12 protein-coding genes are annotated in these 12,045 nt (G+C 68.4%); 4 read left to right on the top strand and 8 right to left on the bottom strand.

Annotated elements, in window-relative coordinates; genetic code table 11:
• Positions 1–73: 73 nt before the first annotated feature.
• The 3 genes from phoR to MJ605_RS10330 form a co-directional block, all read right to left on the bottom strand.
• The gene (gene phoR, locus MJ605_RS10340; RefSeq protein WP_425601000.1) at positions 74–1,339 is read right to left on the bottom strand and encodes a phosphate regulon sensor histidine kinase PhoR; all 1,266 of its coding nucleotides are present in this window, start codon (positions 1,337–1,339) and stop codon (positions 74–76) included.
• A 72-nt stretch (positions 1,340–1,411) separates the two neighbouring features.
• Positions 1,412–2,101: a phosphate regulon transcriptional regulator PhoB gene (phoB, locus tag MJ605_RS10335; RefSeq protein WP_243041440.1), complete on the bottom strand. Its 690-nt coding sequence runs from the start codon at positions 2,099–2,101 to the stop codon at positions 1,412–1,414.
• 118 nt (positions 2,102–2,219) lie between these two features.
• The gene (locus MJ605_RS10330; RefSeq protein ID WP_243041439.1) at positions 2,220–3,905 is read right to left on the bottom strand and encodes a M48 family metalloprotease; all 1,686 of its coding nucleotides are present in this window, start codon (positions 3,903–3,905) and stop codon (positions 2,220–2,222) included.
• Positions 3,906–4,136: 231 nt separating this feature from the next.
• Between MJ605_RS10330 and grxC the strand changes: the two genes are divergently transcribed.
• From grxC to MJ605_RS10310, 4 genes are all read left to right on the top strand, one after another.
• The gene (gene grxC / locus MJ605_RS10325) at positions 4,137–4,400 is read left to right on the top strand and encodes a glutaredoxin 3 (RefSeq protein WP_243041438.1); all 264 of its coding nucleotides are present in this window, start codon (positions 4,137–4,139) and stop codon (positions 4,398–4,400) included.
• A complete protein-coding gene (locus MJ605_RS10320) occupies positions 4,397–4,807 on the top strand; it encodes a carboxymuconolactone decarboxylase family protein (RefSeq protein WP_243041437.1) in 411 nt (136 codons plus the stop codon). The genes grxC and MJ605_RS10320 overlap by 4 nt, the downstream gene beginning before the upstream one ends.
• 185 nt (positions 4,808–4,992) lie before the next feature.
• Positions 4,993–6,006, top strand: coding sequence for an isocitrate dehydrogenase (locus tag MJ605_RS10315; RefSeq protein ID WP_243041436.1), 1,014 nt, complete (start codon positions 4,993–4,995; stop codon positions 6,004–6,006).
• 85 nt (positions 6,007–6,091) lie between these two features.
• On the top strand, positions 6,092–7,165 hold the full coding sequence (locus MJ605_RS10310) for an acyltransferase family protein (protein ID WP_243041435.1): 1,074 nt from the start codon (positions 6,092–6,094) through the stop codon (positions 7,163–7,165).
• Between the two features lie 48 nt (positions 7,166–7,213).
• On the opposite strand, the gene MJ605_RS10305 is transcribed toward MJ605_RS10310, so the two are convergent.
• From MJ605_RS10305 to MJ605_RS10285, 5 genes are all read right to left on the bottom strand, one after another.
• Positions 7,214–7,678, bottom strand: a complete 465-nt coding sequence (locus MJ605_RS10305; protein ID WP_243041434.1) for a carboxymuconolactone decarboxylase family protein — start codon at positions 7,676–7,678, stop codon at positions 7,214–7,216.
• A 35-nt stretch (positions 7,679–7,713) separates the two neighbouring features.
• Positions 7,714–8,613 (bottom strand): RNA polymerase sigma factor SigJ, encoded by a 900-nt coding sequence (sigJ, locus tag MJ605_RS10300; protein WP_243041433.1) that lies wholly within the window; start codon positions 8,611–8,613, stop codon positions 7,714–7,716.
• Between the two features lie 58 nt (positions 8,614–8,671).
• On the bottom strand, positions 8,672–9,616 hold the full coding sequence (locus tag MJ605_RS10295; RefSeq protein ID WP_243041432.1) for an aspartyl/asparaginyl beta-hydroxylase domain-containing protein: 945 nt from the start codon (positions 9,614–9,616) through the stop codon (positions 8,672–8,674).
• An 86-nt stretch (positions 9,617–9,702) separates the two neighbouring features.
• On the bottom strand, positions 9,703–10,488 hold the full coding sequence (thiD, locus tag MJ605_RS10290; RefSeq protein ID WP_243041431.1) for a bifunctional hydroxymethylpyrimidine kinase/phosphomethylpyrimidine kinase: 786 nt from the start codon (positions 10,486–10,488) through the stop codon (positions 9,703–9,705).
• Positions 10,489–10,628: 140 nt separating this feature from the next.
• Entirely contained in the window at positions 10,629–12,008 is a 1,380-nt protein-coding gene (locus MJ605_RS10285) for a PhoH family protein (RefSeq protein WP_243041430.1), read from the bottom strand.
• Positions 12,009–12,045: the final 37 nt, after the last annotated feature.

Genomic DNA, 12,045 nt, shown 5'->3' with positions numbered 1-12,045 from the left:
ATGCGTTACATGGCGCACCGCCGCGTAGTGTGGCGGGACCGTTCAGCTGCGGGCGACGATGGGACGGGAGAGCTCACTCCGGGTCGCTGGCGCCTTGCGCCAGCAGCCGCTCGTTGCCGAACCAGCAGGAGAAGGTGGAACCTTGGCCCGGCTCGCTCTGGATCTCCAGCCGCGCCTGGTGCAGGTTCAGCACGTGCTTGACGATGGACAGTCCCAGGCCGGTGCCGCCACTCTCGCGCGAGCGGCTGGACGAGACGCGGTAGAAGCGCTCGGTCAGGCGCGCCAGGTGGGAGGCGGGGATGCCGTAGCCGGTATCGGTGACCGAGTACACCGCGCCTTCCGGCGTGCGCCGCCAGCGGATGGTGATGCGCCCGCCGGTGGGCGTGTAGCGCACTGCGTTGCTCACCAGGTTGGACAGCGCGCTGTGCAAGTCCTTGACCGAGCCGAGCAGGTCGACGTCGGCCGTGGCTTCGATGGCGATGTGGTGGCGGCCCTGGCTGAGCGCCTCGGCCTCCTTGCGGATGGTGGCGAGCAGCGGTGTCATCTGCACGCGCTCGTCCTGCACGTGCTCCTGCGTTTCCAGGCGCGAAAGGGTAAGCAGGTCCTCCACGATCTGGCCCATGCGCTTGGACTGCGCGCGCATCTCGTTGAGTACCGGGGCAAGCTCGGGCACGTCCTCCGGGTCGATCAGCTCGAGGTAGCCGTGGATGACCGTGAGCGGAGTGCGCAGCTCGTGCGAGACGTTGGCCACGAAGTCGCGGCGGATCTGTTCCAGCCGCGTGAGATGGCTGATGTCGCGCGCCAGCAGCAGACGCTGGCGCCGGCCGAACGGCAGCAGCGTCACGTTGATGTGGCGGTTCGGATGGCCGGGCGCGGCCACGTCGTTGAGCGGCTCGTGGGCGCCTTCCTTCAGCCAGCCGGCGAGTTCGGTGGTGCTGAGGCGTTCGTCGAGGTGGGCGCCGCGATCCTGCGGACGGCGCAGGCCGAGCAGGTCCTCGGCGGCGTGGTTGAACCAGCGGACATGCTGCTCGTTGTCGAGCAGCACGACCGCGTCCGGCAGGCTGCCGGCGGCACTGCGCAGATCGCGCAGACTGGAGGCAATGCGACGGGAACGCGTCATGAAACGGTCATGCTTGAGGGATTGCGCCGAGGGGCTGAACGTCATCATGTGCCGTGCTTGATGACGGATTCGGGTCAGCAGCAAGACGATTTCGGCGAGGGCCACCAGCGCCACGCCGGCCGCCACGCGGCCCCCGGCAAGCCAGCCGGCGGCTCCACCGGCAAGCAGCCCGGCGGCGAGGGCGGCCGGCAGCTTCCAGTGGTCGAAGGTCTTGGGCATGGGGCGGAGATCAGCGGCGCCGGTGCTGGCGGTGTGCCAGCATCGGCAAAAGCCGGCGCTCCCGCAATAGCGTCAGACGCTGGCCGAGAAGCGGTATCCGGCGCCGCGCACGGTCTGCACCATGTCGTCGAGCTTCCATGGTTCCAGCGTCTTGCGCAGGCGGCGGATGTGCACGTCCACGGTGCGCTCTTCCACGTACACGCTGCCACCCCACACATGGTCGAGCAGCTGCGCACGCGAATAGACGCGCTCGGGATGGGTCATGAAGAAATACAGCAGGCGGTATTCGGTAGGGCCGATGGCCACCGCGTCCTCGCCCGCGAACACGCGGTGGGCCGGACCGTCGATGCGCAGGCCGCCCAGCTCCACCATGCCCGAACCGTCGTCGCCCTGGCTGCGCCGCAGCACCGCCTTGATGCGGGCCACCAGCTCGCGGGTGGAGAAGGGCTTGACCACGTAGTCGTCGACGCCGGCCTCCAGACCGTTGACGCGATCCATCTCCTCGCCGCGGGCGGTGAGCATGATGATCGGGACCTCGCGGCTCAGTTCTTCCTTGCGCAGGCGGCGGGCCAGGTCCAGGCCGCTGGTGCCGGGCAGCATCCAGTCCAGCAGGATCAGGTCGGGTACTTGTTCCGCGATGGCCAGTTGGGCCGCGCGCGCGTCGGCGGCATGGATCGCGTCCATGCCGGCCTTGCGCAGTGCGAAGGCGACCATGTCGCGGATCGAGGCTTCGTCTTCGACGATCAGGATGCGTTTATGCACGCGAGGGTTCGCTGTGGGAGCCTATGACGCAAATATTGCAGCGGTCTTATGTTACGTCGCGATGACATTTCACGTCGTCGCAACGTGACGGTTCGGATTTGTCTCATCGCCAGCGCGATCAACGGGAGCCACCGTCGGCGCCGAAGCAGAGCCGTCCCTGGCAGCCGATCCCGTTCTGCAGCGGTTGCTGGCTGCGTCCGTCGGGGTTGTCGTCGGTCTGGATCCGGCGCTTGCGCAGCTCCATCACCAGCGGGGTGAGGTCGTTGATGCGGGCCTGGATGCGGGCGCGGGCGTAGTAGTCCAGGTCCGGCCGTTGCAGCATGCGCTTGAGCTGCTCCATGGCGTCGAAGGGCCGGCCCGACAGATAGGAGGCGTCCGCGTAGGCTTCGCCCGCCCGGATGTTGTCCCCGGCCTTGTCGGCGGCACGGGCGTAGGTGCGGTACAGCTCCGGCTCGTCGTTGTTGTCCAGCATGGGCATCAGCATGATGGCGGCCTGCCTGGCGTCGTCCTGGCTGCCGCCCTCGGTGAGCGCCTTGGCATAGCCCATGGCGATGGCCCGGTTGCGCGGCGACTGCTGGTTGAGTGTGCTGTAGATGACCAGGGCCTCGGCGCGCCGCCCGGCCTGCAGTTTGGCGTCGGCCATGGCCAGGCGCAGGACTTGGTTGTCCGGGTGGGCAGCCAGCAGAGGCTGCAGCTCGTCCACGGCCTTGGCGCCGCGGTTGCTGCGCACCAGGGCGAGGGCGTAGCCATAGCGGTTGGCCGGGGTGTCGAAGCCCGCCTGGTTCTGCAGGTTGGTGGCGTAGTAGCCGGCCAGTTGGCCGGCGTCGCCGGACAGCACGCGCACCCGCTCGCGCATCAGGCCGTAGATGTCCAGGCCGCCCTTGCCGTCGCGGCTGGCCAGGGCGGTGGGATCCTTCACGTAGGCGATGGGGGCCGTGCTCTTTTCCCATTGGGCCTTGTCCAGGGTGGAGCCGCTGGGACGCTGCTTCTGCTGGGCGATCAGGGCGCCGGCACGGGCCTTGGCGTCACTGATGCGGTCCATGGTGACCGGGTGGTCCTGCAGCAGCGCGGGCACGTCGCCCTGGTCGCCGCCGGAGCCGACCCGCAGGGTGTCTTCCATGCGCCCGAAGAACGAGGCCATCGCATTGGGGTCGTAGCCGGCGTTGGCCAGGGTCTGGATACCGGCGCGGTCGGCCTCGATCTCGTCCTTGCGGGTGAAGTTGATCTGGCGCTGCATCAGCAGGCCCTGGCCGCCCATCAGCACGGCACCGGCCGCATCGCCGGCACCCGCGCCGGCGCCGGCGACGATCGCGCCAAGCAGCACCAGCGCCATCAGCGGGGTGTCCTTCTTGGAGGCCTCGAAGGCGCGCTGCAGGTGGTTCTGCGTGATATGCCCGATTTCATGGGCGATTACCCCGGCCAGCTCGCTCTCGCTGTTGGTGATGACGATCAGGCCCGAGTTCACCGCGATATAGCCGCCCGGCGCGGCGAACGCGTTGATGATGTTGTCCTTGGCGATGAAGAACTGGAAATGCTCCTTGGGCTTCTCGCTGCCGGAGACCAGGCGGTAGCCGAGGTCGTTGATGTAGTCGTCGAGCATGGGGTCGTCCACCACCATGTCGAGCGCGCGCATCTGGCGCAGCATGGCCGCGCCGTAGTCCTGGGCCTCCTGCGGGGAGATCAGCGCGTTGGCCGAGCTGCCAAGGTCCGGAAGGCGCACGTCGCGGTCCTGGGCCTGGGCGCCCAGGGCGAGGTTGGCGCACAGCAGGGCGGCCACCAGGCGGGCGAGCGGGGTCCGGTTCATCGGCCTATCCCGGGCGGGAGCATCCGCATGCCGGTGCCGGCCTCCCGGGGCCGGCGGGAGGGGCGATTCCAGGGCGTTTGGAAGGAGGCGTGGTGCCATGCGCATAGGTCGGCGACAATAGCATTTGTGGTCGACATTTATCGTGTCGGTTCAGCAATGTCCCGCTTGTCCGGGGCAGGGGGCAACCCCATCTTGGACAAGCCGTACTTTTCGTCAGTTCCGGAGTCCGTCGTGCCCAAGATCGAGGTCTATTCCACCGCGGTGTGCCCCTACTGCGTGTCCGCCAAGAACCTGCTCAAGTCCAAGGGGCTGGAGTGGAGCGAGGTGCGCATCGATACCGATCCCGCGCAGCGCGAGGCCATGCTGGCGCGCAGCGGCGGCCGCCGCACGGTGCCGCAGATCTTCATCAACGACCAGCACGTGGGCGGTTTCGACGACCTGGTGGCCGCCGACCGCAGCGGCAAGCTGGCCGAGCTGCTGGGGAACGCGGCATGAGCAAGCCCACCGACGAGCAGGCCGGCAAGGACCGCGTGGCCGAGTTCACCGCGTTCCGCCAGCGCATGAACGAGCGCATCCTGGCCGAGGACAACCAGGTGGTTCGGCGCTTCTTCGCGCTGGACACGCAAACCTACAAGCCCGGCGCGCTGGACGTGAAGACCAAGGAGCTGCTGGGCCTGGTCGCCTCGATGGTGCTGCGCTGCGACGATTGCATCAGCTACCACATCGCCCAATGCAAGGACGCGGGCGTCACCCGCGAGGAATTCTTCGAGACCTTCAGCGTGGGCCTGGTGGTGGGCGGTTCCATCGTGATCCCGCACCTGCGCCGCGCGGTGGATTTCCTCGACCAACTGGAGTCCGGCGAGGCGGGCCCGCCCGCCGCCGACTGCGCCAGCCACGCCTGACCGGCCGCTCCTTGCCGCCGCCTTGACGCATGCGAGTTTATTCAATGCTGCATGCGAGGATATGCAACGGCTTGCGCGGCATCCGCTCTGGCCGCGTAGGGCGGCATGGGGGATAATCAAAGGGATTTATGGCCCCGTCTTCCCCTTGGCGGGGCCACGCGATTCTTATCCCAAGGAGTGTCCCCATGAGCAAGACCATTGCCGTGATTCCGGGCGACGGTATCGGCCCCGAGATCATGAACGCCACGCTGCGCGTGCTCGATGCGCTGGACTGCGGTCTGTCCTACGAGTTCGTCGATGCCGGCATGGTCGCGCTGGAGAAGAGCGGCGACTTGCTGCCGCAGCCGACGCTGGACGCCATCGCCAGGCACAAGGTGGCCCTGAAGGGCCCGCTGACCACCCCGGTGGGCGGCGGCTTCACCTCGATCAACGTGACCCTGCGCCGCCACTTCGACCTGTACGCCAACGTGCGTCCGGCGATCAGCTTCCCGGGCACCAAGGCGCGCTTCGAGAACATCGACATCATCACCGTGCGCGAGAACACCGAGGGCGCGTACCTGTCCGAGGGCCAGTCGGTGTCCGAGGACGGCGAAACGGCCATCTCGATGATCCGCAACACCCGCAAGGGCTCCAGCCGCATCGTGCGCTACGCCTTCGAACTGGCCGTGAAGAAGGGCCGCAAGAAGGTTACCGCGGTGCACAAGGCCAACATCATCAAGACCGCCTCGGGCCTGTTCCTCAACGTGGCGCGCGAGATCGCCAAGGAATACCCGCAGATCGAGTTCAACGAGATGATCGTGGACAACGCCTGCATGCAGCTGGTGATGAAGCCCGAGCAGTTCGACGTGATCGTCACCACCAACCTGTTCGGCGACATCCTCTCGGACCTGTGCGCCGGCCTGGTGGGCGGCCTGGGCCTGGCCCCGGGCGACAACATCGGCACCGAGGCGGCCATCTTCGAGGCCGTGCACGGCTCGGCGCCGGACATCGCCGGCAAGGGCATCGCCAACCCGTGCGCGCTGCTGCTGGCCGCGGCCGACATGCTCGACCACCTGGGCATGGTGGCGAAGGGCACGCGTATCCGCGACGCCATCCGCGAGACGCTGACCCACGACCGCGACAGCGTGACCCCGGACCTCGGCGGCAAGGGCACCACGGCCAGCTTCGGCGACGCCCTGGTCAAGCGCGTCAGGGCCTGATATCGCCTCGCCAGAGGCTGTGGCGGTCCGGCGGCGCCATGCCGCCGGACTGTCGGACCACCGGGGCGTCGGGCAGGAGGCTGAAGTGTTTCGCACAAGGACGCTGGCCGACGCCCTGGACGCCCGGCAGGACAACTTCCTGCTCCTGCGCTTCCTGGCCGCCAGCCTGGTCATCTACGGCCACGGCCCGTCCATCAGCGGCGGGCTGGCGTGGCCGGACCTGTTCGCCTGGCTGGGCTGGGGCACCTATTCCGGCGACATCGCGGTGGACGTGTTCTTCGTCACCAGCGGCTACATGATCGCCGGCAGCTACCTGCGCCGCCGCCACCTGCCGGACTTCCTGTGGGCGCGCGTGCTGCGCATCTATCCCGCCTACCTGGCCTGCCTGCTGGCCTGCGCCCTGGCGCTGGGGCCATTGTTCACGTCGCTGCCGCCCAAGGCCTACCTGGCCGACCCTGGGGTGTTCCACTACGTGAACAAGAACCTGGAACTGGGCAAGGGCCTGGCCTGGCACCTGCCGGGCGTGTTCGCCACCAACCCCTTGGCCGGCATCGTCAACGGGTCGATCTGGACGCTGCCCGCCGAAATACGCATGTACCTGTGGGTGGCGGTGCTGGGCGCGCTGGGCATCCTGGCGCGGCCGCGCTGGTGCAATGCCGTGCTGGCGCTGCTGTTCGCCTGGGGACTGGCGGCGCCCGGCCGCCTGCCGCTGGTGCCGCTGGATACCTTCGTGCGGCTGGCGGGCTATTTCGCCGCCGGCGTATTCTGCTTCGTCAACCGGTCATGGCTGCGCTTCGGCTGGGCGTGGGTGGCCGTCGGCGGCGCGTTGGCCTGGGCCTTGCGCCACACGGCGCTGTATCCGTTCGCCTTCGGCCTCGCGCTGACCGCTTTCGTCTTCGCGTTCGCCTATGCCACGCCGTGGCGCGGCTTCAACCGCCTGGGCGACTACTCGTATGGCCTCTACCTGTGGGGCTTTCCGGTGCAGCAGGCCGTCGCCGCGCATGCCACCGGCTGGGCGCTGGCCTGCAATGCGCTGCTGGCCTGGCCGCTGGCCCTGCTCCTGGCGGTGGTGTCCTGGCATGCGATCGAGAAGCCGGCGCTGATGCTGAAGGACGTGCCCCGTCGCCTGTACCTGCGCCTCCGCACGAGCAACACCTGACCGGCACGGCAGCCCGTGGATGGCGACGCCACCCACGGGCCGGTGGGTTCAGGCGGCGTGCCGGGTGGCCGGCTTGTAGTGGCCCGGTTCCAGCTGGAACGGGATGGCGACGCGGTTCCAGCCGTTGATCAGCACCACCAGCAGATTGAGCTTGACCAGTTCCTCCTCGCTGAAGGAAGCCATCGCGCGCGCATAGACCTCATCGGGCACGCCATGCCCGCCAAACTGGGTGACGGCCTCGGCCCAGGCCAGCGCGGCCTGCTCGCGCTCGGTGTAGAACGGCGCTTCGCGCCACGCCTGCAGCAGGTAGAGCCGCTGCTCGGTCTCGCCAGCGGCGCGGGCATCCTTGCTGTGCATGTCGAGGCAGTAGGCGCAGCCGTTGATCTGCGAGACGCGCAGCAGCACCAGTTCGACCAGCGGGCGTTCGAGGGTGTTGCCGTGGACGGCGGCGGAGAAGTCCATCATGGACTTCATCACCTGCGGATACTTGGAAACCGAAAGACGCTTGGACATGGGGGGACTCCTTGGTATGCGGCCGGAGTGGCCGTTCATGACAAGGACGTATTGCCCGGCCCGTTCGTGACGGCTTTCAGCCGGGCCAGCTTGCCCGGGTGCCGCAGGGCGTGCACGGCGGTGATCCGCTCGCCGTCGGTCTCGATCCACAGCACGGTGACCAGCTCGGCATCGATCCAGGTCAGCAGGGCGGGCGCGCCGTTGACCCAGTGCAGGCGATGCACCGCGCCGGCTTCGCGGCCGCGCAGGGCGATCTGGACGTACAGGCGGGCGATGCGCTCGGCACCATGCAGCGGGTGCAAGGTCGCGGTGGCCAGTCCGCCGCCATCGGCGTCATGGGAGACGTCCTCGGCGAACAGCGCCTGGAGATTGCCAAGGTCGGGATGCTCCAGCGCGTCGCGGAACTTCTCCAGCAGGCGCTGCTGCGCCTCGGGCGCATGGGTGAAGCGGGGACGGCCCTCGCGCAGTCGCTGGCGAGCCCGGTGGGTGCGCTGGCGGCTGGCTTCCTCGCTGATCTGCAGCGTCGCCGCCGCCTCGGCGTGGCTGTAGTCGAACACCTGGGTGAGCAGGAAGGCTGCCCGCTCTTCCGGGCTGAGGCGCTCCAGCAGGGCGAGGAAGGACAGGCTCAGGCTCTCGCTGCGCTCGAGCATCAGCTCCGGCAACGCTTCCTCGGCCACCAGGGGCTCGGGCAGCCAGGGGCCGGTGTAGCGTTCTCGCTCGGCCTTGGCGCGGCGCAGGCGGTCCAGCGCCAGGCGCGTGGTGACCGTGACCAGCCAGGCCTCGGCGTCATCCAGCGTGGCCGGATCCTGCTGGTGCCAGCGCAGCCAGGCGTCGTGCAGCACGTCCTCGGCGTCGGCCGGCGTGCCGAGCATGCGGTAGGCCAGCCCGTACAGGCGCGGCCGGTGCTGCTGGAACAGGGCGGTGGCGTGGTCCATGACTCATCTCCGGCGGGATACGGTTCAAGGACGCACGGGCCGGGTGGCGCGTGACCGGTCAGCGGAAGAAGGGCCAGGGCGCCAGGAAGATGATCCAGATAAGCACCAGCATGCCCACGTACTTCACCGCGCGGAACAGCCTGGGATGCTTTTTCTTGAAGGCGCGGCTGCGCTCGCGGTTGCGCTGGTTGAGGGCGAAGGCGCGGTTGACGAAACCGGTCTTCTCCTCCGGCGACTCGGTGTTGGGCGAGGCGGTGATCTTGCCCATGAAGGCGCCCACGCGGCGGTTGATCGCGTTCATCGCGCGCGAGCGCAGCGGGCGCTCCACGTCGGCGAACAGGATCACGCGGGTCTGGTCGGTGCGGTTCTCGGCCCAGTGCACGTAGGTCTCGTCGAACACCACGTCCTTGCCGTCGCCCCAGCTGTGCACCTCGCCGTCGACGATGATGCGGCAGTCCTCGGAGTTGGGTGTGATCAGGCCAAGGTGGTAGCGCAGGGAGCCCGCGAACGGGTCGCGGTGGGGGTTGAGCTTGCTGCCTGGCGGCAGCAGGGCGAACATCGCCGCCTTCACGCTGGGGATGGCGTTGAGCAGGGCCACCGTCCTGGGGCACAGCGTTTCGGCGGAGGCGAGCGGCTCGCCGTACCACTTCAGGTAGAAGCGCTTCCAGCCCTGCTTGAAGAAACTGTTGAAGCTGGCGTCGTTGTTCTTTCCCGCCGCGCGGATATAGCCCTCGTCGAACAGGTGCAGCGCCTCCTCGCGGATGGCCTGCCAGTTCGCCTGCAGCAGGTCCAGCTGCGGGAAGCCCCGGCGGTCCAGGATGGGACGGGCCGGTACCGCGGAGAACGCGTACATCAGCAGGTTGTACGGCGCGAACACCGCCGAATGGTCCACCAGCTGGCGGTCGAAGCGCAGCTTGGCGCGCCCGCGCAGATGCACCAGCAGCACGCAGAACGCAAACAGCAGCAGCAGTATCAGCAGGACGAGGCGCGGGGCGAGGATCATGGACTGGAAACGCGGCCAGGAGCGGAAGCCGCCATTCTACTCCCTGGCCGTCGCGGATCCTTGACCGATCCGGTGGACAGCCGGGTTCAGTGGCCGAGTACGTGGACGGGGCCACCCCCCGGGCGGTAGCCGCGCCGCAGGGCGCGCTGCACGTAGGCCACCGCGCTGCGCACAGCGGCGCGTGGCGCGCGGCCCTTGGCCAGCTCGGCGGCGACGGCGGAGGCCAGCGTGCAACCGGTGCCATGGCCCTCGATGCGCAGGCGCGGATGGCGCAGCTCCATCACGCCGCGGGCGTCGTAGAGGCGGTCCACCACGTCGCGCTCGCTGGAGTGGCCGCCCTTCAGCAGCACCGCGCCGGCGCCGAGCCCGAGCAGGTCCTCGCCGGCCCGGTCGACCTCCCGCGGCAGGCGCAGCTTGCGGCCGAGCAGGGCCTCGGCCTCCGGCAGGTTGGGGGTGAGCACGTCGGCCAGCGGGATCAGCTCCTCGACCATGGCCCGCACCGCGTCCTTGTCGAGCAGGCGGGCGCCGCTGGTGGCGATCATCACCGGATCGACCACCAGCCAGGCGGGTTGGCGGGCGCGCATCGCCCGGGCCACCAGGCGAACGACCGCGGCGCTTCCCAGCATGCCGGTCTTGACCGCGCCGATGGGGAAGTCGCCGAACACCGCATCGAGCTGGCTGCGGATGTGCCTGAGCGGCACGGTGTGCACCGCGCTCACGCCGCGGGTGTTCTGCGAAGTAATCGCCGCGATGACCGACAGGCCGTGCACGCCACGGGCATGGAAGGTCTTCAGGTCGGCCTGGATGCCCGCGCCGCCGCCGGAATCGGAGCCGGCGATGGTGAGGGCGATGGGAGGGGGCAGGGAAGGCATGATTGAGTACGCCGGTCGCAATGCCGGCCATTATCGCCCTGGATGCCGGCCAAGAGCGTGGCGCTTTTGCTCGTCATGCCGGCGCAGGCCGGCATCCAGCGTCCTCGGTGGACGGCTGGACGCCGGCCTTCACTGGGCGACTACAACGCCTCCGACGCGAAATCCGCCAGCCGCGAGCGCTCGCCGCGCCGCAGGGTGATATGCGCCGAATGCTCCCAGTGCTTGAAGCGGTCCACCGCGTAGGTCAGGCCCGAGGTCGTTTCCGTAAGGTACGGCGTATCGATCTGCTCCACGTTGCCCAGGCAGACGATCTTGGTGCCGGGGCCCGCGCGGGTGATCAGCGTCTTCATCTGCTTGGGCGTCAGGTTCTGCGCCTCGTCGATGATCAGGTAGCGTGAGAGGAAGGTGCGCCCGCGCATGAAGTTGAGCGAGCGGATCTTGATGCGCGAGGCGAGCAGGTCGTTGGTGGCCTGGCGCCCCCAGCTGCCGCCTTCCTCGGGGTTGGCGAGCACTTCGAGGTTGTCGGTGAGCGCGCCCATCCACGGCGTCATCTTCTCTTCCTCGGTGCCGGGCAGGAAGCCGATGTCCTCGCCGACGGACACCGTGGCGCGGGTCATGATGATCTCGCGGTAGCGCTGCTGGTCCATCACCTGCGCCAGGCCGGCGGCCAGCGCCAGCAGGGTCTTGCCGGTGCCGGCGGTGCCGAGCAGGGTGACGAAGTCCACGTCCGGGTCCATGAGCACGTTGAGCGCGAAGTTCTGCTCGCGGTTGCGCGCGGCGATGCCCCACACGCTGTGGTTGGCGTGGCTGTGGTCGTCCAGCAGCACCAGCGTCGCCCGTGTGTCGTCCACGTGCAGCACGCGCAGTTCCACGCTGTTGTCGCCGGGCAGGTACAGGCACTGGTTGGGGTGCCAGTCCTCGTCCTCGCGGCGGTCGAGCTTGTAGTAGGTGCGGCCGCGTTCGTTCCACGACTGCACTTCGGGGTGACGATCCCAGAAATCGTCGGGCAGGGAGGTGGAGCCGGTGTAGAGCAGCGCGAAGTCGTCCAGCGCGCGGTCGTTCTCGTAATCCTCCGCATGGATGCCGTAGATCTTGGCCTTGATGCGCAGGTTGATGTCCTTGCTGACCAGCACCACCGCACGGTCGGGGTTCTGGTCGCGCAGTTCGATCACCGAGGACAGGATCTGGTTGTCCGCCTTGCCATGCCCGTTGGTGGTGCGCTGCTGGAAATACAGTCGCCCCACCGCGACGCCGCGCCGGAGGTTGACGCCCTGCGGGCTGACCAGTTCCAGCCCGTTGCTGATGCCGTGGCCGTTGCCGTGCTCGATCAGCTCGTTGAGGAAGCGGCTGACCTGGCGACCGTTGCGCGAGACTTCGGACGCGCCTTTCTTCTTTTCGTCCAGTTCCTCCAGCACCGTCATGGGAATGAATACGTCGTGCTCCTCGAAGCGGAACAGCGAGGTCGGGTCGTGCAACAGCACATTGGTGTCGAGAACGTAGATGCGCTTGCTTCCGGTCATACGGAAGAAACCTCCTCAAGAGGGCGAGGTGGGTAAG

It is taken from the genome of Dyella sedimenti (genome assembly GCF_022760995.1).
Classification (GTDB): Bacteria; Pseudomonadota; Gammaproteobacteria; order Xanthomonadales; family Rhodanobacteraceae; genus Dyella; species Dyella sedimenti.
Note: the sequence above shows the minus strand (reverse complement) of the source record. Positions and strands in the feature narration are given on the sequence as shown.

What these genes read in the sequence shown, in the direction of transcription:
- phoR (WP_425601000.1), bottom strand. Translation starts at nt 1,339, where the DNA reads ATGCCCAAGACCTTCGACCACTGGAAGCTGCCGGCCGCCCTCGCCGCC.
- MJ605_RS10330 (WP_243041439.1), bottom strand. Translation starts at nt 3,905, where the DNA reads ATGAACCGGACCCCGCTCGCCCGCCTGGTGGCCGCCCTGCTGTGCGCC.
- MJ605_RS10320 (WP_243041437.1), top strand. Translation starts at nt 4,397, where the DNA reads ATGAGCAAGCCCACCGACGAGCAGGCCGGCAAGGACCGCGTGGCCGAG.
- MJ605_RS10315 (WP_243041436.1), top strand. Translation starts at nt 4,993, where the DNA reads ATGAGCAAGACCATTGCCGTGATTCCGGGCGACGGTATCGGCCCCGAG.
- MJ605_RS10305 (WP_243041434.1), bottom strand. Translation starts at nt 7,678, where the DNA reads ATGTCCAAGCGTCTTTCGGTTTCCAAGTATCCGCAGGTGATGAAGTCC.
- sigJ (WP_243041433.1), bottom strand. Translation starts at nt 8,613, where the DNA reads ATGGACCACGCCACCGCCCTGTTCCAGCAGCACCGGCCGCGCCTGTAC.
- MJ605_RS10295 (WP_243041432.1), bottom strand. Translation starts at nt 9,616, where the DNA reads ATGATCCTCGCCCCGCGCCTCGTCCTGCTGATACTGCTGCTGCTGTTT.
- thiD (WP_243041431.1), bottom strand. Translation starts at nt 10,488, where the DNA reads ATGCCTTCCCTGCCCCCTCCCATCGCCCTCACCATCGCCGGCTCCGAT.
- MJ605_RS10285 (WP_243041430.1), bottom strand. Translation starts at nt 12,008, where the DNA reads ATGACCGGAAGCAAGCGCATCTACGTTCTCGACACCAATGTGCTGTTG.